This is a genomic window from Ectothiorhodospira sp. 9100, assembly GCF_022227565.1.
In the GTDB taxonomy this organism is placed as follows: domain Bacteria; phylum Pseudomonadota; class Gammaproteobacteria; order Ectothiorhodospirales; family Ectothiorhodospiraceae; genus Ectothiorhodospira; species Ectothiorhodospira marina.
This window is the reverse complement of the sequence record NZ_JAJNAN010000021.1, coordinates 1-20951: the sequence shown is the minus strand read 5'-3', so window position 1 is coordinate 20951 and position 20951 is coordinate 1. Positions and strand designations below refer to the sequence as shown.

19 protein-coding genes are annotated in these 20951 nt (G+C 63.0%); 5 read left to right on the top strand and 14 right to left on the bottom strand.

All coding sequences use genetic code 11. The features are described 5' to 3' along the window. The first annotated feature begins 11 nt into the window (after nucleotides 1–11). The 3 genes from LPW29_RS08345 (at nucleotide 12) to LPW29_RS08335 (ending at nucleotide 2052) form a co-directional block, all read left to right on the top strand. Entirely contained in the window at nucleotides 12–557 is a 546-nt protein-coding gene (locus LPW29_RS08345) for a Smr/MutS family protein (protein ID WP_238627626.1), read from the top strand. A 118-nt stretch (nucleotides 558–675) separates the two neighbouring features. Beyond that, on the top strand, nucleotides 676–1251 hold the full coding sequence (locus LPW29_RS08340; RefSeq protein ID WP_238627625.1) for a Tll0287-like domain-containing protein: 576 nt from the start codon (nucleotides 676–678) through the stop codon (nucleotides 1249–1251). A gap of 75 nt (nucleotides 1252–1326) precedes the next feature. Continuing rightward, nucleotides 1327–2052, top strand: a complete 726-nt coding sequence (locus LPW29_RS08335; RefSeq protein ID WP_238627624.1) for a Crp/Fnr family transcriptional regulator — start codon at nucleotides 1327–1329, stop codon at nucleotides 2050–2052. On the opposite strand, the gene truD is transcribed toward LPW29_RS08335, so the two are convergent. From truD to LPW29_RS08295, 7 genes are read right to left on the bottom strand one after another with little or no spacing between them, the layout of a single operon-like run. Next, nucleotides 2049–3068, bottom strand: coding sequence for a tRNA pseudouridine(13) synthase TruD (gene truD / locus LPW29_RS08330; RefSeq protein WP_238627623.1), 1020 nt, complete (start codon nucleotides 3066–3068; stop codon nucleotides 2049–2051). The genes LPW29_RS08335 and truD overlap by 4 nt on opposite strands. After that, the gene (gene tsaB, locus LPW29_RS08325) at nucleotides 3065–3808 is read right to left on the bottom strand and encodes a tRNA (adenosine(37)-N6)-threonylcarbamoyltransferase complex dimerization subunit type 1 TsaB (RefSeq protein ID WP_238627622.1); all 744 of its coding nucleotides are present in this window, start codon (nucleotides 3806–3808) and stop codon (nucleotides 3065–3067) included. The genes truD and tsaB overlap by 4 nt, the downstream gene beginning before the upstream one ends. Further along, on the bottom strand, nucleotides 3805–5751 hold the full coding sequence (locus LPW29_RS08320) for an ATP-dependent DNA helicase (protein ID WP_338018685.1): 1947 nt from the start codon (nucleotides 5749–5751) through the stop codon (nucleotides 3805–3807). The genes tsaB and LPW29_RS08320 overlap by 4 nt, the downstream gene beginning before the upstream one ends. After that, complete coding sequence (locus LPW29_RS15495) at nucleotides 5748–6347, bottom strand: tetratricopeptide repeat protein (RefSeq protein WP_274520319.1); 600 nt, start codon at nucleotides 6345–6347, stop codon at nucleotides 5748–5750. The genes LPW29_RS08320 and LPW29_RS15495 overlap by 4 nt, the downstream gene beginning before the upstream one ends. A gap of 35 nt (nucleotides 6348–6382) precedes the next feature. Then, nucleotides 6383–8557 (bottom strand): GTP diphosphokinase, encoded by a 2175-nt coding sequence (gene relA / locus LPW29_RS08305; protein ID WP_238627621.1) that lies wholly within the window; start codon nucleotides 8555–8557, stop codon nucleotides 6383–6385. Nucleotides 8558–8605: 48 nt separating this feature from the next. After that, a complete protein-coding gene (locus tag LPW29_RS08300; protein WP_238627620.1) occupies nucleotides 8606–11098 on the bottom strand; it encodes an ABC transporter permease in 2493 nt (830 codons plus the stop codon). After that, nucleotides 11095–11784 (bottom strand): ABC transporter ATP-binding protein, encoded by a 690-nt coding sequence (locus LPW29_RS08295; protein ID WP_238627619.1) that lies wholly within the window; start codon nucleotides 11782–11784, stop codon nucleotides 11095–11097. The genes LPW29_RS08300 and LPW29_RS08295 overlap by 4 nt, the downstream gene beginning before the upstream one ends. Here LPW29_RS08295 and LPW29_RS08290 point away from each other — a divergent pair. Beyond that, nucleotides 11783–12403, top strand: coding sequence for an arylesterase (locus LPW29_RS08290; protein ID WP_238627618.1), 621 nt, complete (start codon nucleotides 11783–11785; stop codon nucleotides 12401–12403). The two genes, LPW29_RS08295 and LPW29_RS08290, sit on opposite strands and share 2 nt — an antisense overlap. Here the strand turns inward: LPW29_RS08290 and LPW29_RS08285 are convergent, their stop codons facing one another. The 3 genes from LPW29_RS08285 to LPW29_RS08275 are packed head-to-tail and all read right to left on the bottom strand — an operon-like array spanning nucleotide 12404 to nucleotide 14949. Then, on the bottom strand, nucleotides 12404–12607 hold the full coding sequence (locus LPW29_RS08285) for a hypothetical protein (protein WP_090254648.1): 204 nt from the start codon (nucleotides 12605–12607) through the stop codon (nucleotides 12404–12406). Then, nucleotides 12604–13314, bottom strand: a complete 711-nt coding sequence (locus tag LPW29_RS08280; RefSeq protein ID WP_090254647.1) for an HAD family hydrolase — start codon at nucleotides 13312–13314, stop codon at nucleotides 12604–12606. The genes LPW29_RS08285 and LPW29_RS08280 overlap by 4 nt, the downstream gene beginning before the upstream one ends. A 6-nt stretch (nucleotides 13315–13320) precedes the next feature. Then, nucleotides 13321–14949 carry a methyl-accepting chemotaxis protein gene (locus LPW29_RS08275; protein ID WP_238627617.1) on the bottom strand — a complete coding sequence of 543 codons (1629 nt, stop codon included), beginning with the start codon at nucleotides 14947–14949 and terminating at the stop codon, nucleotides 13321–13323. Between the two features lie 228 nt (nucleotides 14950–15177). Here LPW29_RS08275 and LPW29_RS08270 point away from each other — a divergent pair, with 228 nt between their 5' ends. Further along, complete coding sequence (locus LPW29_RS08270; RefSeq protein ID WP_238627616.1) at nucleotides 15178–15627, top strand: c-type cytochrome; 450 nt, start codon at nucleotides 15178–15180, stop codon at nucleotides 15625–15627. Nucleotides 15628–15720: 93 nt separating this feature from the next. On the opposite strand, the gene LPW29_RS08265 is transcribed toward LPW29_RS08270, so the two are convergent. Genes LPW29_RS08265 through LPW29_RS08250 form a run of 4 tightly spaced genes read right to left on the bottom strand, consistent with a single transcriptional unit; the run spans nucleotide 15721 to nucleotide 20796 of the window. Beyond that, nucleotides 15721–16410, bottom strand: a complete 690-nt coding sequence (locus LPW29_RS08265) for a cytochrome b/b6 domain-containing protein (protein WP_238627615.1) — start codon at nucleotides 16408–16410, stop codon at nucleotides 15721–15723. Nucleotides 16411–16445: 35 nt separating this feature from the next. Then, nucleotides 16446–17576, bottom strand: coding sequence for a lipocalin-like domain-containing protein (locus LPW29_RS08260; protein WP_238627614.1), 1131 nt, complete (start codon nucleotides 17574–17576; stop codon nucleotides 16446–16448). Further along, nucleotides 17573–20083, bottom strand: a complete 2511-nt coding sequence (locus LPW29_RS08255; RefSeq protein ID WP_238627613.1) for an FtsX-like permease family protein — start codon at nucleotides 20081–20083, stop codon at nucleotides 17573–17575. The genes LPW29_RS08260 and LPW29_RS08255 overlap by 4 nt, the downstream gene beginning before the upstream one ends. Further along, entirely contained in the window at nucleotides 20080–20796 is a 717-nt protein-coding gene (locus LPW29_RS08250) for an ABC transporter ATP-binding protein (protein ID WP_238627612.1), read from the bottom strand. The genes LPW29_RS08255 and LPW29_RS08250 overlap by 4 nt, the downstream gene beginning before the upstream one ends. Between the last annotated feature and the right edge of the window lie 155 nt (nucleotides 20797–20951).

Below are 20951 nucleotides of genomic sequence, written 5' to 3'. Positions count from 1 at the left end.
GGAGATCTGTCATGCCCCCCAACGACCTGCCGGAGGACGACGACATGGCCCTGTTCCGGGCCGCGGTCGGGCAGGTGCGGCCCGTGCGCAGCGACCGTCAGCCCTTGCAGCGCCGCCCTCCCCCACCGCGACCCCGCCAGGCCGAGGCAGACCGCCGTCGGGTGATCGAGGCCCTGGGGGAGGATCCCTTTGATGGCACCGATGTGCAACCCGGCGACGAACTGATCTACATGGCCGAAGGTCTGCAGCGCCAGGTGTTTCGGAAACTGCGCCGGGCACAGTATCGCATTGCCGATGAACTGGATCTGCATGGTCTGTTCACCCGAGAGGCTCATCAGGCGCTGGCGCTGTTCCTGGCCGAAGCCCGGGAACGGCGTCTGCGCTGCGTGAGAATCATCCATGGCAAGGGGTTACGATCCAGCAACCGGGGGCCCGTGCTCAAGAGTCGTGTAGCCCAATGGCTCAGACAGCGTTCCGAGGTCCTGGCCTACTGCTCGGCTCCACCCAGCCTGGGGGGAACCGGTGCTGTTCTTGTGCTGTTGCGGTTGAAGGACTGACGCCCATCCTAACTTTCATGTATTTCATTATTCCAGTGTGGATTTAATTGCGTAATCTCATGCTAGTATGGCAAGTATCCGTGCCGGGAAAACAGTGAAATCGTGGGGAGGGCTTCACATGAGACGAATGAAATTTCCCAGTCTGGCCTTGGTGACGGTGGCACTGATCCACACACCGGTTTGGGCCCAGAATGATAGCGAGGCCCGGTTGGAACAGGCCCGGGAGGCGGTTCAGCACTTCTCCGAGTCCTTGAAAACTGAACTCAAGACGGCCATTGAAGAAGGGGGGCCGGTACATGCCATCGACGTCTGTCACCAGCGCGCTCCCGAGATTGCCGAGGAAATCTCCACCCGCACCGGCATACAGACCGGTCGCACCAGCCTGCAGCTTCGCAATCCGGACAACGCACCCGACGATTGGGAGCGTGGCGTACTCAATGCCTTCGAGAAGCGCCTGGCTGAGGGTGAGGATCCCAAGACCATGGAGCATTACGAGGTTCGAGAGGAGAATGGAGACCGACAGATCCGCTACATGCGCGCCATCCCTGCCGGCGAGCTCTGCATGACCTGTCATGGCACTGAGGTGCGTTACGATGTGGAGCAGGCACTGTTGCGCAAATACCCCGATGATCAGGCAACGGGTTATTCAGAAGGACAAATTCGTGGAGCCTTCACCCTTGTTCAACCCATGTAACGACATCACCGGGACTGGCCCGGCACTATGAGCATACGAAACAAACCCAACGGGGGCCGGCCACCGGCCCCACTCATGGACAACGACTGCATGCGCTGCCCCGTGCGTGCGGAGAGCCTGTTCGGTGCGCTGCCGGATGACGTGGTCGAAAGACTCAATAATCCGTCCGAGCATCTGGTGATCCCTGCAGGCGAGGTGATCTACCAGGAAAACGCCGAGGCCCTGGCCTCCTATACCCTCAAGGATGGCGTGATCAAGCTCACCCGTACTGCCGTCAATGGCCGTGAGCAGATCCTGCGTCTGCTGACCCAGGGGGATATCATGGGGGTGGAGAGCCTGCTGGGACAGACCTACAACCATACCGCCACGACCCTCACACCCGTGCAGCTTTGTCGATTGCCGTTGAGCGTGCTCAAACGCCTGCAGACGGATCATCCCACCCTGAACAATGCCTTGCTGGCACGATGGGCGGCTGCCCTGCAGCAGGTGGAGACCCTGGCGGTCGAACTGGGCACCAAGAAGGCCAACGAGCGCCTGGCCACCTTTCTGCTGTACTGGGCTGACAAGAACGGCGGCCATGCTCAGGTACCCCTGCCACTTTCACGCACCGAAACAGGCGAACTGCTGGGCCTGACCGTGGAGACGGTGAGTCGCTTCTTTGCGGAGTGGAAGCGTCGCGGCTATGTATCCGAGAAGGCAGGGGTGCTGACACTGCATGACCGTGAGGCACTCAACCGGCTTGGTGGGGGGTATACCGCCACCAAGCTGACCGCACTCACGGGTTCGCCGCGGATCGGCTAAGCCGTATCGGCCACCGCGGCAATGACCGTGGTGGCATAGGCACCAGCAGGCAGTTCAAAGCGCAATTCCAGATCTGCCGCATCAAGCCACGACCAGGACAGCTCATTCACGCGGATGCGCAGGGCACGCCGCTCCTGGGACAAACCGGCGCCCTCGAGGCCACGTGCCAGTTCGATCAGGTCCGTGGCCTCCATGACCTGAGCCTCCAGTTGTGCTGCTGCGCCCTCTGTGATGGCATTCCCCTGCCCCCACAGCGGGCCGGTGGGATGGACCTCGAAGGCGGCCACCCGTGCCGCTACCGTGGGATCCTCCTCCCGATGGATAAAGAAGCTGCGCGAGCCATCCAGTTGCATGGCATCTCCGGGCAGTGCCTGATCCCAGTGATCTTCCTCCACCCGTCTGGCCAAAACCCGATTGAAGATTTCAGAGCGGGCCGCCGAGAGATACAGTCCCCTGAGTTTGCGGTCGCGCACACGGATTTCTTTGGCGAATAAGGCGCGGGCCTTATCCAGATTGCCACGGTCATGGCCAAAACGCTGTTCTCCGAAAAAGTTGGGCAGTCCCCGATGGGCAATGGAAGTCAGCCGCTCCTCCGCCACATGGCGATCTCCCTCACAATCGCGCAGACGAATATGAAAACGATTGCCGCGCAGATGTCCCGTCTGCAGTTTACGGCGGTGCCGCCGGGCGGCGAGGATTTCCACTTCCGGCGGCAGGTGATCAGACCACTGGGGGGCGTCGCACCCGGGCAGATGGACACTGAACCATTGGGTGGTCACGGCCTGGCGATCCTTCAGACCGGCATAACTCACAGCCCGCCGTGGCAAGCCGGCAGCACGAGCCAGCATGCCCGCCAACTGATCCGTATTGAGACCCGTCTTGCGTAATTGCAACCAGACATGTTCACCCTCCCCCTCTGGCGTGGTAATGGGCAGTTCATCCACCAGGAAATCCGCCGGCTGTGCACGCAGGCGTGCCGTGAGCAATGGGGTATTGAGATCGGTAAAGGCATTCATCGCTCTGTATCCTGGGCCGCGCCCACGGTACCGGGTCGCATGACTTGTCGGGGTTTGTTGGCCACCTGATCTCTCAGGTAGACCGGCATGGCCTGATCCGCCGGCACACTTGCGCCGGCGGCCCAATCCCGCACCGCCAGGCGCACCACCTCCGTGGCGCTGGGCAGGCAATCATTCCAGGGTGGCTCGGCTTCCATGTCCAGGCGCTGTGCCAATGCTTCCTGATAGGCGGACCAGCCTCGCCCGACAGGCACCCAGTGCCCTTCCGGAGGTTGAGGCACCGCCAGGGGTGGGCAGACGCCTTCAAGGCCAACGGGATTGGCCAGCCCCTGCACGTCGGCCTTGAAGGCCCCCCAGTACACCTCTCCCATGCGCGCATCCAGGGCCGCCAGCACCTGCCGGGCGCCTGCATCGATCCGTTGCTGGGCCAGTGCTGCCAGCGTGGAGATGGGCACCACCGGCAGATCGGCACCAAAGGCCACACCCTGAATGACACCCGTGGCCACCCGCACCCCGGTAAATGCCCCTGGACCTCGACCGAACGCCAGTGCGTCCAGTTGCCCCAGGGTAATGCCCGCGTCGGCCAGCACAGCTTCCATCATGGGCAGGATCAGCCTCGCGTGGGCCCGTGGCGCCTCCTGAAAACGCCGATGGATCCGACCATCCACCCACAGGGCGGCTGAACAGGCCTCGGTGGAGGTCTCGATGGCCAGCAGTTTGCACAACGTCGGGGGGGTCAATAGGAGCCTCGGTCAGGCAGGGTCTGAAGGGGCGCACCGGACTGAAGGAACTGGATCACCTCCCGTTCGTCGGCAGCCGGCTGCATGGGTGGCAGACTCTTGATGAAGGTCTTGCCATAACTCTTTGAACGAATGCGCGGATCACACAGTACGAGGACGCCATGATCGCTGATGTCCCGGATCAGTCGCCCGGCACCCTGTTTCAAGGTGATGACGGCCTGGGGCAGTTGCAGGTCGCGGAAAGGATTGCCTCCGCCCTGGCGTATTCGGGCAATGCGTGCCTCCAGCACCGGGTCACCGGGCGCCGCGAAGGGCAGACGATCAATGATCACGCAAGTGAGCGCAGTGCCACGCACATCCACTCCCTCCCAGAAACTATGAGAGCCCAGCAGCACGGCGTTACCCGCCCTGCGAAAACGCTCCAGCAACACATTGCGCGAGGCCTCACCCTGAACCAGCAACGGCCGGTCCAGCTGATCACGCAACCGTTGTGCCGCTTCGCGCAGCGCTTTCAGGCTGGTGAACAAGAGGAAGGTGCCGCCGGGATTGTCGCGGATCAGTGGCGCGGCCATGTCCACCAGGGCCCCGGTGAATCGGCCGTCATTGGGTTCGGGCAGACGCGGTGGCAGAAACAGTCGAGCATGGGCCTGATAGTCGAATGGGCTGTCCAGAAGCAGACTGTGTGGATCCTCCAGCCCCATGCGGTGGTTGAAATGATCGAATCCGCCGTCCACCGACAGGGTGGCAGAGGTGAATATCCAGGCACTTTGATAGGCACCGCGATGTTCGTTGAACAGGGCAGCCACATCCAGGGGCGTCACATGCAGACTGAAACTGCGGGTCCAGGCTTCATACCATTGCACGGCGTTGTCCTGGGGGCCGCGGAACAGCGATAGCCGCTCCAGTTGCTCACGGGCGCGACGGGCGCAGGACTCCAGGCCCTTGGCTCGCTCCGCCACGGCCTCCAGGCCATCGGCCAGCGAGGTCAGACGATTTTCCAGTGCATCCAGCCCCTGCTCCACCGCGGGTTTTGCGGACAGCGATACCCAGGGGCCCCGCCCCGAACCTTCTCCCAGTGCCAGACGAAAATCCTTGACCCCCTGGGTGAGGGTGTCGGCCCGATCCCGCAGTTCGCTCATCTCCGGGGCATTGTTGAGCAATTCGGCAATGCTGTCCCGGGCCAGATCCGTCAAGGCCCGTGCACTGAGAGTGACCCCGAAGAAGTTGCCGGCCACATCCGGCAACTGGTGGGCCTCGTCCAGCACGAAGGCATTGGCCGAGGGCAGCAACTCGCCAAAACCTTCGCCACGCAGCGCCAGATCCGCAAACAGCAGATGGTGATTAACCACCACCACTTCGGCTTCCTGCGCACGGCGCCGGGCCTGCACCACATGGCAGGCGTTGTATTCTGGGCAGTCCTGCCCCAGACAGTTGTCCACCGTGGAGGTGACTCGGGGCCAGATCTCCGCATCCTCCCCCAGGTCAGTGAGTTCGGCGATATCACCATGCTGTGTCTTTTCCGCCCAGGCCTGCACCCGGCGCAGAGGCTCCACCAGACGGGGCTCCAGCATGCGCCCCTCCGCCAGAGTCATATTGAGACGATGCGAGCAGAGATAATTGCTCCGACCCTTGAGCAGGGCCGTTCGCGGGGAGACCCCCAGGGCACGCGCCACCAGGGGCAAGTCCTTGTGATAGAGCTGATCCTGCAGATTGCGGGTGCCGGTGGAGATGATCACCTTGCCACCATTAAGCAGTGCAGGCACCAGGTAACCAAAGGTCTTACCCACACCGGTGCCTGCCTCCACCACCAGCGTGGCCTGGGCCTCCATGGCCTCGGCCACGGCCTGAGCCATGTCCTGCTGTGCCTGACGAGGGTGAAAATCCTGAAGCTCCCGGGCCAGGGGGCCATCGTCTCCCAGCATGTGTTTGCAGTCCTGGCTCAACCCAGTTCTCCCGGGGCCAGGGAGCGCGCCCGCTCTTCGGCATCTCGGGCACCAGCGGCATCTCCCATGCGCCGTCGTGCCTCGGCAATGATGCGCCAGTTGCGGGCCTGCAATTCCCGGTCCCCTCGAGCCAGGGCGTTGGACCGACCCGCCAGATTCACGGCCTGATTCGGTTGCCCCTGTTCCAGTCGTACAGCGGCCAGTCGTTGCCACAGACGGGCATCATCAGGAGCGATGCGCAGGGCCCGTTCCAGGGCGGCGGCCGCGCCATCAGCGTCGCCCGCCTGCATGCGATTGTCCGCATCCCTGGCCAGGGCCAGTACGGCCGGTGGCTGCCGTGTCGGGGCCGATTGCGCCTGGGGGGATTCCTGCCGGGCAATGGAGGGGGCCGGTACGCGGCTGGTCTCTGGTGTGGGTTCGGTCCGGGCTTCCGGCTCGGGTACCGGCTCCGGCGTGGGCACCTGAGCTCGGGTATGGGGTTCACTGGGTGTGGGCGCCGGCGGACGCATGTCGGGCATGCCGGCACAGCCGGTGGCCAGTATCACCAGGATCCCTAGCAGCAGAATTGACCGCAAAGGGCTCAAGGTCGTGGTCATGTGGAACACCTCATGGTTGGTCGATTCGGCATGGATCAGCCGGCGGATACCCGGCGCACCGAGAAAACGTTAGCCACTGCACCGATCTTGTCCAGCACCTTGCTCAGTTGCGTGGTGTCGGTGATCTCCAGGGTGAGATCCATGGTGACCGTGTTTTCGGCTGGATCGGTCTGGGTGGCCGCAGAGAGGACATTGATCCGCTCATTGGCCAGTACCTGAGTGATATCCCTGAGCAGCCCCTGACGGTCAAAGGCCTCAACGGTGACCTTGACCGGGTAGGCCTGGGTATCCTCGCCCCAGGTGACCTCCACCAGGCGCGGACGTTCTTCCTCCGACATGCGCAGGATGTGCACGCAGTCGCGGCGATGGATGGTGACCCCCTTGCCACGGGTGATGTAGCCGATCACCCGGTCTCCGGGTACCGGTCGGCAACAACCGGCCATCTGCGTCAACAGGTTGCCCACGCCCCTGATCCGGATGCCCTTATCGGTCGCCTTGTCCGCTGGTGGCGGATGCCGGTGACGGCGCCCCATCAGGGTCTCTTCCGGGGTGAGTTCGATGGGCACCTGCATGGCACCGGCCAATTGCGCGGGAGTGATCTCCCCAGCTCCGATGGCCACGAGCAACTCATCCCGGCCCGGTTGCTTGAAGCGGCGGATCAGTTCGTCCATGTCCGGGGCGTTCACACCCAGGCGCTGGGCCTCTCGCTCCAGAACAGCCCGACCCTCGGAGAGGTTCTTGTCGTGATCCTGCTGCCGGAACCAGCCGCGCGCCTTGGCCCGAGCCCGAGCCGTGCGCAGAAACCCCATATTGGGGTTGATCCAATCCCGACTGGGGCCACCGGACTGGCTGGTAAGAACCTCCACGCGCTCGCCGGAACGTAATTCGTAGGTCAGCGGCACGATACGCCCATTCACCTTGGCGCCCCGGCAGTGGTGCCCCACCTCGGTGTGGATGGTGTAGGCGAAATCCAGGGGTGTGGCTCCTTTGGGCAGGTCGATCACGTCGCCATTGGGCGTGAGCACAAAGACCCGGTCATGAAACAACTCGTAGTGGAAATTATCCAGAAGTTCCCGATCGTTATCCTGGTTTTCCAGAAGTCGTCTAAGGGATGTAATGGCCCGGGACAGGGCCTGATCCTCACGTCCGCCTTCCTTGTAGCGCCAGTGTGCTGCCACCCCCAGTTCGGCAAACTCGTCCATACCCTGGGTCCGGATCTGCACCTCCACCACCTTGCCCTCCGGCCCCAGGACCGCCGTATGTAGGGACTGATAGCCATTGTCCTTGGGATTGGCAATATAGTCGTCGAACTCCTTGGGGATATGGGGCCAGGTGCTGTGCACCACCCCCAGCACCGCGTAGCAGGTGGACAGACGGTCCACAATCACCCGGACGGCCCTGAGGTCGTAAAGATCCTCGAATTCCAGATTTTTGCGCTGCATCTTTTTCCAGATGCTGTAGATATGCTTGGGGCGGCCACGCACATCGGCCTCAACCCGCTCCTGCCGCAATGCCTCTCTCAGGTGATCTGTGAAATCAATGATGTAATGCTCTCTTTCTGTGCGACTTTCTTCCAGGAGCTTCGCGATCCGACGGTATTCCTTGGGCTCCAGGATCCGCAGAGACAGATCCTCCATCTCCCACTTGAGTTGGGCCACCCCCAGGCGGTTGGCCAGGGGAGCGAAGATCTCCAGCGTCTCGCGAGCGATGGCCCGGGCCAGGTCATCCGGCTCGGCGGCCAGCAGGCGCAGATGCTGAAGGCGATAGGCCAGCTTGATGAGCACCGCACGCACATCGTCCACCATGGCCAACAGCATGCGCCGGAGCCGTTCGGCCTGTTCCGGTGTGCTCTCCACCTGGGTGGCGGAACGTTTGAAGGTGGTGAGCAGTTGCACGTTGCGCACCAGGCAGGCCACCGTATCGCCAAAGTGCTCGCGGATATCCTCGTCCTGAAGGGAGCCATCCAGATCTCCATCCAGCAACAGGGCAGCAATCAGGGTGTCGTTATCCACCCCCAGTACGCGCAGATTTTCGGCCACATCCAGACAGTGTGGCTGCGAGCCGACTCGCTGATGATCTCGCAGGGCTTCCGCGATGGCTTCGCCGAGGCGAGCCTCGGGGGCCACGCCATCCGTGGGCGCAAATCTCGCCAGCAGTGCCTCATGGGGCTGCTGAGCGAGCGGAGTCTTGTCGTATTGGGTATGACGCATGGGCGCAGAGTATATCCGGCATTGGGTGCGGCGGGCGATGTTGCCCGCTCACCCCACCTGACGCAGCGTCAGCAACGGAGGCTGCCGCAGGACAGAGCGGGCACCCAGCCAGCCGGCCAGCCCCACGCCAAGGGCACCTCCCCCCACGCCCGCCAACCACAGAATGGGGTTGACTGCGTAGGGTAGATCGAAGATCTCCCGGGCCAGCACCATACCCACGGCACTGGCCCCCGCGCTGGCCAGCAGTCCGGCCAGGGCTCCCATCACCATGAATTCTGCCAGCAGCCCCGCCAGCACCTGCTTACGGCTGGCCCCCAGGGTGCGCAGTATGGCGCTTTCCCGTCGGCGCAGGTCACGGGTGGCATGGATGGCGGCAAACAATACCGTCACCCCAGCAGCCAAAGTGAATAAAAAGACGTATTCCACTGCCAGGCTGGCCCGGTCGATGATGTCCCTCACCTGCTGCATCAAGGCCCTCACGTCCAGCACGGTGACGCTGGGGAACTGCCGCACGGCCTCGGTCAGCATGCGCTGCCCTGCTTCATCCATATGGAAACTGGTGATATAGGTGGCCGGAAAATCCTCCAGTACCCCCGGCGAGGACAGCACGAAGAAGTTCACGTTGAAGGAATCCCATTCCACGCTGCGCAGGTTGGTCACGGGGGCCTGAACCGGTTCACCCGCGATACGAAACTCCAGGGTGTCTCCCAGTTCAATCCCCAGGGTTTCGGCCAGGCCTTCTTCCACCGAGAAGCCCGGTTCCGGATCCTGGGCATTCCACCACTGCCCCGCCACCACGCGGTTGCCGGGTTGAAGATCCCTGGCGAAGGAGAGATTGAATTCCCGTGTCACCAGACGCTCGGCCCGGGGATTGGTGTAGTCTTCCGGGCGAACCGGCGCATCATTCATGGCCGAGAGCCGCCCCCGGATCATGGGATAGTACACCGGCCTTTCCATGTCATGGCGCTCAAACAGGGCCTGAAGGGGCTCCACCTGGTCTGGCTGAACGTTGATCATGAAGTGATTGGGCGCCCCTTCGGGCAAGCTGCCTTCCCATTCCGAGAGCAGGTCCACCCTCACCAGGGCCAGCAGCAGCAAGGCCATGATGCCCAGACCAAAGGCAGACAGTTGCACGGCACTCAAGGCGCCGCGCCGGGAGAGATTGGCCAGGCCAAAGCGCAAAGCCACCCCACCCCGGCTGCGCAGGGGGGTGAGGGCCTTGACCAGGAGTAACGCCGCCACCCACAGCACAGCGACAGTGATGGCCGCGCCACCGAGCACAAAACCGGCCAGACGCACATCACCGGCCTGCCACAGCAGCAGCACGCCCAGCGTGAGCATGGCCAGCCCCAGGACCAGCCACATGGCGGGCGGCGGGGCACCCAGGTCCCGACGCAGGACCCGCAGCGGCGGCACCTGGCCAATGCGCAGCAGGGCCGGCAGGCCAAAACCCAGGGCCGTAATCAATCCGACCCCCATACCCGTGAATATCGGCCACAGGGAGGGCAGGGGCAATTCCGTGGCAAACCAGCCCGACAGCAGCCAGGCCAGTATGCCCTGCGCCCCGAACCCCAACAGCAGACCGATGGCGCTGGCCAGTAAGGCCAGCCAGAGCAAACGCAACGTAAACACCTGCAGGACAAACCGTCGTGAGGCCCCCAGACAACGCATCACGGCGCTGGTGTCCGATTGCCGATCGCTGTAGTGACGTGCTGCCACCGCCACCGCCCCGCCGGCCAGCAGCACGGCCACCAGGGCGGCCAGGCTCAGGAACTGCTCGCCCCGGGCGATGGCATTTCGCAAAGCGGGTTGGGCATCGGCCACGCTCTCCAGGCGTTGATTGTCCCCCAACCGCGGCTCAACCCAGTCCCGATAGCGGTTGATGACGGGCTCATCCCCGGCCACCAGGAAACGATGATTGACCCGGCTGCCGGGCACGATCAGCCCGGTGGCTTCCAGGTCCTCCACATTGAGCAACAGCCGGGGTGCCAACTGGAACAGATCTCCGCCCCGATCCGGCTCGTAAGTCAGCACCCGGGTGATGTTGAGGGAAATCTCGCCCACGTCCAGGCTGTCCCCCACGGACAGATTCAGTAACTGCAGCAAGCGTGCCTCTACCCAGGCCTCGCCGGAGTCGGGCACGGACTGGGTCTCTTGCTCCTCGCCAAAGAGCGTGGTGCTCACACGGGCCGTGCCCCGCAGGGGCCATCGATCGCTCACGGCCTTGAGTTCGGCCAGTTCCGAATCCTCGTCAGACACCACCACGGTGGGGAAGCTCACATAGCGGGCGGTATCCAGGCCCCGCTCCTGAGCTTCCCGGCCGAATTCACCCGGTATGGGCTGGGACGAGGTGATGCTCAGATCCGCCCCCAGTAGTTCAGTGGCCTGCAAGGACATGGCTCGTTGCACCCGGTCGGTGAAAAAGCTCACCGAGGTAACGGCTGCCACGGCGATCACCAGGGCCAGCGCCAGAATGCGCAATTCCCCGGCCCGCCATTCCCGCCCCAGGGAGATCCAGGAGTAACGCAGCGCCTGATTCATGCGGCCCCCAGGACGCCGTCGGTGATGCGATAGCGTCGTTCGCAGCGGCTGGCCAGATCCGGGTCGTGAGTCACCAGCACCAGGGCCGTGCCGTAAGCGGACTTCAGGTTGAACAGCAACTGGATGATCTGCTCGCCGGTCTGCTGATCCAGATTGCCCGTGGGCTCATCGGCAAACAGCACCTGGGGATGGGCGGCGAAGGCCCGGGCGATGGCCACCCGCTGCTGTTCGCCCCCGGAGAGTTGGCTGGGGTAATGGTCCAGGCGGTGACCCAGGCCCACCTGCTCCAGGGCTTCCCGGGCCCCGGCACGGGCGTCGCCATCGTGACCAGAGAGCTCCAGCGTGAGCATCACATTCTCCAGGGCCGTCAGGGCCGGCAGCAGCTGGAAAGACTGGAACACAAAACCGACCCGGCCGGCACGCAACCCGGCGCGTGCATCTTCGCTCAAAACGCCCAGATCCTGGTCCAGCAAGCGAACTTCCCCCCCACTGGGGAGATCCAACCCCGCAAGCAGACCCAGCAGGGTCGACTTGCCCGAGCCGGAGGCACCCAGGATGGCCACGGCCTCAGCGGGCGCCACGTGAAGATCCACACCCTTTAGAATGGATAAACGTCCAGCCGGACCCATAACAGATTTGACGACACCACTCGCGGAGACCACCGGGGCGGGAGAGTGAGAGACCATGAGACCAAGACTCCTTCTGATTATGTTGCTGTTCCTGACGCCGGCTGCGGCCAGCGTGGCGGATGAACGCCCCACCCTGCTGGTGATGGGCGACAGTCTGAGCGCCGCCTACGGCATGCCCACGGAACAGGGCTGGGTCGCCCTGCTGGAATCCCGCCTGGATGCGCAAGGCCGGGATTTTCAGGTGCTCAATGCCAGCATCAGCGGCGAGACCACTCGCGGCGGCCTGACCCGTCTGCCGCGGCTTCTGGAGCGACACGAGCCCGACTGGGTGGTGCTGAGCCTGGGCGGCAACGACGGCTTGCGGCGCATCCCGCTGGAGGAGATGTCCCGCAATCTGCGCGAGATGATTGATCTCAGCCACGATGCCGGGGCCCGGGTCTTGCTGGTGGGCATCCAGATTCCGCCCAATTTGGGCAGACATTTCACTGAGAGGTTCCACCAGATCTATCATGATCTGGCAGCGAATCATGACCTCCCCCTGGTGCCCTTCCTGCTGGAAGGCGTGGTGCTTGAGGAGGGCATGATGCAGTCCGACGGCATCCACCCCACCGCCAAGGCCCAACCGGTGATGCTGGATACCGTCTGGGAGGTGCTGGGGCCGGAACTGGACGGCTGATCAGCGCTCCACTTTTTCCAGTACCTGGGTGATCAGGTCGCCGCGGCGATAGTACGGCGGGGGATTTTGCATGTCTTCAAGGGCCGCATCCCTCTCCCGGGCCGTCTCATACCAGCGGAAATGCTCCCAGCCCTCTCCCAGCAGATGAGATGCCGACATGCTGTCACCCTGGGGCAAGGTAATGCGAATGCCAAATCGCTTCACGAAGCACGCTCCTCGAGGTTGATGGATCCATCTAGCAGCCTTTCCGGCAACTCACCGACGTGGGGCATTTCCAGGTCTGGCCGAGGGCCGCCCGGCCACTTCACCCCGTGGGTGTTCACCCAGGCCGTGTGCATGCCCACTCGTGCCGCGCCCCGCACATCCCGCTCAGGATCATCCCCCACATGCAGGGCTTCGTGAGCGGCCACGGCGGCCTCATCCAGGGCCGCCGTGAAGATCTCGGGCGATGGCTTGGCATGGCCGGCGCTGGCGGCAGTGACCACGAAATCAAAATACTGGCCAATGCCGATGTGATGCACATCCGCGTTGCCGTTGGTAATGGCACCGATGGTGTAATGGTGGCGCAGCCTGTCCAGGGTTTCCAGGACATCATCATAGAGCGATACCTGGTTCCTGGCCTCCCAGAAGACCTGAAAAGCGGGTTCCACCAGGGCCTCATCGCAGCCGTATTCAACCGCCAGGGCCGCCAGCCACTGCTTGCGCAATCCAGTGAGATCATGATGCAGATGCGCACGGGGACGAAACCATCGCTGGCGGTGTTGGATCATGGCCTCCAGATTCATGCGGCGGGTGATACTCGGATAATGGAGGCTCAGCCAATCATGGAAGGTGCGTTCGGCATTCTGGATCACCGGGGCGCAGGCCCACAGGGTGTCATCCAGGTCAAAGGTGATGCAGCGCAGGTTCATGGCACCTCAGTTTACACGGAATCGCTCCATGGCATGACTCAGATCGGCCGCCAACCGTGAGAGTTCCTGGGCAGCACTGGCGATCTCGCCCGAGCCATTGGACACATCGTGCCCCACCTCGCTGATACGTACCACATTGCGGTTGATATCCTCGGCCACAGTGCTTTGCTCCTCGGCGGCGCTGGCAATCTGAGTGCTCATATCGCTAATCGTGCCAACCGCGCTGACAATGGAGGCCATGGAGCGATCCGCCATGGCGGCACCGTTCGAGGTCTCTTCCGCTCGCTTGAGACCTGACTGCATCACGGCCACGGCATTGCGCGTGCCGCCCTGGAGTGCCTTGATCATCTCCTCGATCTCATGGGTGGATTTTTGGGTGCGGCTGGCCAGGGTGCGCACCTCATCGGCCACCACCGCAAATCCCCGGCCCTGCTCCCCCGCCCGGGCCGCCTCGATGGCGGCATTCAGGGCCAGCAGGTTGGTCTGCTCGGCCACGCCCTGGATCACATCCAGCACGGCGCCAATCTTTTCGCTGTCGGCCTCCAACTGCTTGATGACCTCGGCCGCCCGCCGGATTTCATCGGCAAGTTCCTTGATGGCCTCGATCGCCTGCGCGGAGACCTGCTGGGCTTCACCGGCCTCCTGATTCACCTGCTGGGCCGCCTGTGAGGCATCGGCCGCGTTGCGGGCCACCTCCACCACTGTTGTGGTCATCTCGTTCATGGCCGTGGCCACCTGTTCGGTCTGGTTCTGTTGCTGATCGACGCGCTGACGGGTCTCACCCGTCACCGCTGTCAACTCCTCGGCAGCTGACGCCACCTGAGTCGTGGCGCCGGTCACCTGGCCGATGATCCCCCGAACACTCTCCACCATCTGATTGAATCCCCTGGCGACCCGGGTCAGTTCATCCTGTCCGGACTCGGTGACGCTGACCGTGAGATTGCCCTTGGCCATCTCACGACTTGCCTGGTCCAGTTCATCCACCGCACCGGTAATGCGCCGGATGACCATGACGGCCACCGCCGAAGAAATGGCCATCACCAGCAGCAAGCCCGCGATCATGCCATTGCGGGTGTTCTGGTACTGGCTCAGAGCACTCTGGTAGATGTCTTCTGAAACGTTCATCTGCAGGTCCATCAACTGCGCAAGGGTGGCGTTGACAGCCTCAGCCCGGGGGGTCACCTGTTCTCGCAAGAGACTTTCCGCGCGCTCCAGATGAAAGTGGCTCAAGGCCTCCGCCGCGGGTCCCATGGCCTGTTCCTCGAGCCCCTTCATCTGCTCGGCCAGGCGATCCGCCAATTCCTGTTCTCTGGGAGTGAGGTAAGTGTCAAGATAAGCCTGCCAGACCCGGCTCCTCTGCTGATCGTTGGCCTGGATGGCCTCGTTGGCGGCCTCGATATTGTCCAGATTGGGATTATGCAGGGCTATCAGCAGCTGCGCGCGATCATCCGCCAGGGTGTCACCGATCCGGCTCAACTGATCCATGGGGATCACCCGATCCTGGTAGATGGTGCTCAACTGGGCGTGATTCTGGTACATGCCTCCCAGTCCCACTGCAGCCAGGACGACCATGAACACCAGAGCCAGCCCGGTCATCGCCAGCAATTTGATTCGGATGGTCAAAAGCGAGCCCATCTGGACTTCCTCCCTCTGGAGCACCGTTCCTTTCGATCGGTCTCCTGCAAACTGACTTTGGACGGGTTACCCAGTGCCTTGGCACAGGTCGGCGGGGCAAGGCTGCCATGGACACATGAGCCTTGCATGGTTTTATAGCGTCTGTTCGATAGAATGCTTGAATGCCCCGACGTGGGGTCAACTGCTACACTCAGTCGCTCTACAGACGAGACATCGGAGGTACGATTCATGAAAACCATCACCAAAATGCTGATCGCCGGCCTGGCCCTCACCCTGACCACCGGCGCGGTTTCGGCCGCAGATCCCGAGGACGCCATCGACTATCGCAAGGGCGTTTTCCAGGTATTCAAGTGGAATATGGGGCCGCTGGGCGCCATGGCTCAGGGAGACATCCCGTTTGACCGGGAAATGGCTGGCCAGCGCGCCGAGCAGCTGGACCGGGTGGCTGACCTGCCCTGGCAGGGATTCATTGAAGGTTCCGACATGGGCGATACCGACGCCATGCCGGAAGTGTGGATGAATCGGGAGGCCTTCGATGAGGCTGCCTCCGAATTCGAACAAGCCACCGCCCGACTGGCGCAGCTGATCACCGAAGAAGCCAGCGAGCGGGACATCCGTCGTCAGATCGGCGCCGTGGGCCAGAGCTGCAAGGCCTGCCACGACGATTTCCGCGAATGAGGGGTTGATATATCCCCTCATCCCCAGCCCTTCTCCCCAAAGGGGAGAAGGGTGCCTCGGTGAATGGCCCCCTCTCCCCTCTAGGGAGAGGGGTTAGGGCAAAAAGGTCACCGCCCCCCACACGCCCGCTGCCGACACGCCCAGCACCACCAACGCCCACCATAAGCTGGCAAAACGAAAGCCCGACGCCTCGCCGGCGGCCACCCACTTGCGCCCGGTGATCATGGGTCCGACAAGATTGTCGCGTTTGATCAGCCAGTACAGAAACACCGCCAACACGTGGATGCCAATCACAATCAGCAGCAGATCAAAATTGGCCTTGTGCAGGCTGGTCAGGGCATCACTGGTGGATGAGGACACCCTGCGTGCCAAAGGCCCCCGAGTGAAGATCTGATCGTTGGCGAACAAACCACTGAGCCCCTGAAACAGCAGCAAACCCAGCATCAACATCACTGACCACCCACCCAGCGGGTTATGTCCGGTATGGGTCGGGGATTTGCCACTCAACAGGTCACGCAGATAGCGGAAGACGCTCACCGGACCTGCCAGAAAGTGGCTGAATCGGGATGACCGTGTACCCATGACCCCCCAGATGATGCGAAACAGCAGCAAGGCCAGCAGGGTGTAGCCCAACCACATGTGCCAGTTCAGGGTCATGACATCCTGGCTCGTGTACCACAGACCAATCAGTAACGGCACCAATAACCAGTGAAAGATGCGTGTCGGCAGATCCCAGACCGGGATACGTTTTCGGGAAACATCCGGATATTCATGATCCTGCATGGACTTACCTCGACAATTGATCCAGTATCTTCCGCTCAATAAGCGGTCATCTCCACAAAACCGCGTCCGGCGGGTTGGCCTGCCTCGAAGACATCCACCGCCCCCTCCCAGTAACGCACTGTCAGATCCATTTCCTGATCCTCGCGCACCGCACGGATTTCCAGATCCCGATCCTGTTCCGGCAGGCGCAAATGCCAGGCCACGGGATAGGTGCCCCCTTGGGGACTGGTCCAGGTCTGCTTGACCTTCAGTTCAAAGGCATCCTGCGGGATCACCTGATGCCGGCTGTCCGGTTCCACCCACAGACCCTTGCTCAAGGGGTCCACACCACCGTCCTCCAGACGCAGTTCGTAGACCATCACATCATGCCCGTCATCCAGTTGCAGGGAGAACCAATCCCAGCCTACCTGGTTTTCGCCAAGCACACTGGTGCTCCATTCCCGGTCCATCCATGACAGACCAGTCACCGGGTAATCCTGCTCCCCGAGGCGGAGGGTTCCCTCGGTCTTCAGTCGGGTCATGGAAAAATAATACGAGGCATTGCCCGGTTCAGGCGATTTCTGACTCAGCCCGCGGTCCCCCTGGAAGACCTTATCCTTCAGAGGGGTCAGGCGCAGATCCAGGGCAAGATCCCCCTCCGCAGCCAACAGCCGCCAGGGGAAGTCGTTGCCTGATTCGGCCTTGAGTTCCCAGTCATCCAGCCAGACGCGGAACGGGTCCAGCTCCGCCCCGGCCAATCCGGCGCCCCCACGAGAAAAACGTTCCAGGGCCTGATGCCGGTCACCGGCCACGTCGGTCACTGCCAGATGTGCCATCCAGCCCTGATTCGTGGCCCAGGTGGACTCCGATTCCGGCGGTGTGGGGGACAACGCAAACCGGAAGAAGGTCATCTGGAATCCGAAACGTCGACCCTCGGGGTCATCCAGATTCCCGGTCACATACCACCACTCATTACGATACGCCGGGTGGGCCGCATGATCCTCGGGGAATTGAAAATCCCGGGGTGCCAGCGCCCGGGCATAGCCCTCCATGTCATCGCCCCCCAAGGCTTGGGAGACGGCCAGGGCATCGTCACCCTCTTCCGGCCCTTGTTCACCACACCCGGCCAGCAACAGGACCGCTGACAGGGCCAAAGCCCCTCCAGACCACCATCGAATCATGCTCATTCCTCCCTCAGATGTTCCGCCGGCTGGGCCCGTGCCATGCGTAATCCCGGATAGACCCCGGCCAACAGAGCCGCCAGCAGGGCCAGCCACACCCCTTCCATCAGCACCCGCAGTGAGACCTGATGCTGCATGCTCCAGCCAAACGAGCGCAGGTTGATCACCTCGATCAGCATGTGCGACATGATCAGCCCCAGGGGTATGGCCAGGATCCCCGCCGCCAACCCCAGCAGGCCGCTTTGCAAGGTCACCATGCCCCCCAGTTCACGGGGAGTGACGCCCGTTGCCCGCAGCACGGCATTCTCCTTGGAGCGCTCCATCTGCAGGGCCATCAGGGCGCTGAGGATGCCGATGAAGGCCACGCCCACCGTGAGCAGTCGCAGTATGTGGGTGATGGCAAAGGTGCGGTCGAAGATATCCATGGATAGCTCGCGAATCTCACCGCTGGAGGTCACCAATACCGGACTCCCCAGGTCGGACACTGCGGCACGTATCGATCCAAGGGCGGTATCCAGGGGGACGCCATCCCGCAAATGGATACCCAGCGAGGCCACACCCGGGTCGTCCCAGTAACGGTCATACAGCGCCCGATGCACTGTGACCAGACCACGGTCCGAACCGTATTCCTGCACCACGCCGACGATGGTGAACGCCCGCAGGCCTCGATCCGTGCGCAGGGTCAGGGTGTCATGCAGTCCCAGGGACAAGCGCCAGGCCAGGGGCTCGGAAATCAGTACGGCGTCGCGGTTTTCCAAGGATCGCCAGGCAGATGATCCGTCACCGGCCCGATAGCGGTAACTCTCGGGGGTGCGCGGTGCCGGGTCCACCGCCATCATTTCCAGGGTGCCCTGGGGCGAATGCACGTGAACCCGCCGAGCGGTGCTCACGGTCTCTACGGTCTCCAGGGCCTCCAACCGAGCCCGGGCCGCCTCCGGCAAGACCGGATTGATGCCGACGCCGGAGCGTCCTGGAGCACTCACATAGACATCACTCTGCAGGGTCTGACCAAGCCATGCGTCCACCGTGGTGCGAAAGCTTTCCACCATCACCCCCACACCGATGGTGGCCGAAACCGCCAGGGCCAGCGCAGCCGTGGCAGGCCCCGCCCGGCTCATCCCTGCGCTCACGCCGCGAGCCGATAGTCGCCCCATGGCGCCAAAGGCCGACGCCAGGGGGCTGGCCAGGCCCCGGGCCAGGATCAGTAAGGCCGGTGGGATCAACAGGGCATAGCCCAGAATCAGCAGGAACAGGGCTGCAAATCCCAGCAACAGGCTTTGACCGGGCCATTGCAGCAGGAGCCAACTCAGCCCCATCAGGATCAGGCCGACACCGATCAGCCAGGGCATCAGACGCCCCACGCCCCGCTCCAGCGTGGAGCGACGCAGAGCATCCCGGGGCGAGATCCGGGCGGCCTCCCAGGCGGGCCCCAGGGCCGCTGCCAGCGTCGCGGCGATCCCCAGCAGCAGGCCCTTGAGCACTCCCCAGACAGTCAGATGCAACTCCGTTACCGTGAGCACGAAATACATGTCCGAGACCGTGCGCGTGACCATCTGCAGCAGGAATTGCCCGATCAGGGTACCGGCCAGCAGCCCCAGGATCGCGCCAGTCAGGCCCACCATCAGTGCCTCAGTCATGACCAGACGAAACAACTCGGCACCGGTCATACCCTGCATGCGCAGGGTGGCCAGCAGGCGACGACGCCTCAGCACCGAGAAAATCATGGTGTTGTAGATGAGAAAGGCCCCTACCAGCAGGGCCAACAAACTCATGGCGGTGAGATTGATGTGGAAGGCCCGTGACAGCTGCAACGTGGCCTCGTTGCGGCTTTGGGTCGCCATCACCTCGGCCCCCTCGGGTAGCAGGGCCCGCAGGCGCTCCAGGGTATCGTGATCGGGCAGAATGAGATCGATACGGTCCAGGCGCCCCAGCCGCTGCAACAAGACCTGAGCATGGGCAATGTCCGCCAGCATGACACCGTCCAGGCCCGGTTCATCGGTCTCCAATACTGAACGAAGAGTGACTGTTTCCTCCCGTCCCCGAATGGTTATGGTAAAGCGGTCTCCCGGCTCCAGATCCAGTCGTGCGGCGGTTCGGGAGCTCAGCATCACGGCATCGGCATCCGTTATCAGGGCGCTCACGCCCTCCCCGCGGGCACCGTTGGCGTAGTCACGAAAAGGGGCCTCCGCAAAGGGCTCCAGACCCAGCAGGGTGAAGGTTTCGCCGCGGGCCTGGACGTGGCCCTCCACCACCGGAGCGCTCTCCCGGAAGCCCTGTCGGCGCAGCTGGGCATAGAGGCTCTCATCCAGTCCCACCGGTCCACCCAGCACCTGGTGAGTGGCCCGGCCAGTCACGGCTTCCAAAGACAGTTCGAAGGCCCGGGAAGCACTGGAGTTGGCGATATCCACAGCCACCACGATGGCCACACCCAAGGCGACACCCAGGATCGAAAACAGGATATTCCAGGGCCGTTTGCGGTGGTCCCGGATCAACGCTTTAGCCAGCAGCGTCATGGCGTGTTATCCGAGGGGGTGATACGACCTTCGTCCAGGGTCCACACTCGGCTGGCGATGGCGGCCACCTCCTGGCTATGGGTCACCATCACCAGCGTACGGCCCTGATCCCTGACCAGATCCCTTAGCAGCGCGATGATCCGCGCACCGGTCTCCGCATCCAGATTGCCGGTGGGTTCGTCCGCCAGCAACAGGGCCGGCTCGTGGGCGATGGCTCGTACCATGGCAACGCGCTGCTGTTCGCCTCCGGAGAGTTCGTCGGGGAAGGCCTGGGAACGGTTGGCCAGATCCACCAGGTTCAGCAGGTGGTCCACCCGCTCGCCGCGCTCACGGCTGCCAACGCCATTAAGCTCCATGGGCAGGGCCACGTTCTCGGCCACGGTCAAGGTCGGGATGAGATTGAAGAACTGATAAACGAAACCCACTTCGCGGCGACGGAACAGGGTGCGCTCCCGCTCTCCCATCGTGTCCAGCCGGCGACCCCGGATATGGATCTCTCCTGTATCGGGACGATCGATACCCGCCAGCAGATTGAGCAACGTGGACTTGCCGGACCCGGAGCGCCCCACCAGGGCCACGATCTCGCCGGTCTGCACCTGTGCATTGATGCCATCCAGGACCGTGCGGCGCTGGTGGCCTTCGGTGTAGTGCTTGCTCACGTGGGTGAGTTGTAGCAATGGGGGAGAAGCGGCGTGTGATTGGGGTGTATCCATGATCATCCAGGCGTATGTTCTATTCATCCACAAAGGGGCGGGGATGAGGGGGAGGGCTCACCCCCTCACCACGTGTTCCACCACCAGTTGCGCCGTGCAGGCCCCGCGGAACTCATTGGCATCCAGCCGATAGGCCAGATGGACGCGCTCAAGGC

Coding starts and splice junctions, on each gene's coding strand:
- LPW29_RS08250 (WP_238627612.1), bottom strand. CDS start 20,796: ATGGATACACCCCAATCACACGCCGCTTCTCCCCCATTGCTACAACTC.
- LPW29_RS08345 (WP_238627626.1), top strand. CDS start 12: ATGCCCCCCAACGACCTGCCGGAGGACGACGACATGGCCCTGTTCCGG.
- LPW29_RS15495 (WP_274520319.1), bottom strand. CDS start 6,347: ATGACCACGACCTTGAGCCCTTTGCGGTCAATTCTGCTGCTAGGGATC.
- truD (WP_238627623.1), bottom strand. CDS start 3,068: ATGAATGCCTTTACCGATCTCAATACCCCATTGCTCACGGCACGCCTG.
- LPW29_RS08270 (WP_238627616.1), top strand. CDS start 15,178: ATGAAAACCATCACCAAAATGCTGATCGCCGGCCTGGCCCTCACCCTG.
- LPW29_RS08275 (WP_238627617.1), bottom strand. CDS start 14,949: ATGGGCTCGCTTTTGACCATCCGAATCAAATTGCTGGCGATGACCGGG.
- LPW29_RS08295 (WP_238627619.1), bottom strand. CDS start 11,784: ATGGTCTCTCACTCTCCCGCCCCGGTGGTCTCCGCGAGTGGTGTCGTC.
- LPW29_RS08300 (WP_238627620.1), bottom strand. CDS start 11,098: ATGAATCAGGCGCTGCGTTACTCCTGGATCTCCCTGGGGCGGGAATGG.
- LPW29_RS08280 (WP_090254647.1), bottom strand. CDS start 13,314: ATGAACCTGCGCTGCATCACCTTTGACCTGGATGACACCCTGTGGGCC.
- LPW29_RS08340 (WP_238627625.1), top strand. CDS start 676: ATGAGACGAATGAAATTTCCCAGTCTGGCCTTGGTGACGGTGGCACTG.
- LPW29_RS08265 (WP_238627615.1), bottom strand. CDS start 16,410: ATGCAGGATCATGAATATCCGGATGTTTCCCGAAAACGTATCCCGGTC.
- LPW29_RS08255 (WP_238627613.1), bottom strand. CDS start 20,083: ATGACGCTGCTGGCTAAAGCGTTGATCCGGGACCACCGCAAACGGCCC.
- LPW29_RS08290 (WP_238627618.1), top strand. CDS start 11,783: ATGAGACCAAGACTCCTTCTGATTATGTTGCTGTTCCTGACGCCGGCT.
- LPW29_RS08335 (WP_238627624.1), top strand. CDS start 1,327: ATGGACAACGACTGCATGCGCTGCCCCGTGCGTGCGGAGAGCCTGTTC.
- relA (WP_238627621.1), bottom strand. CDS start 8,557: ATGCGTCATACCCAATACGACAAGACTCCGCTCGCTCAGCAGCCCCAT.
- LPW29_RS08260 (WP_238627614.1), bottom strand. CDS start 17,576: ATGAGCATGATTCGATGGTGGTCTGGAGGGGCTTTGGCCCTGTCAGCG.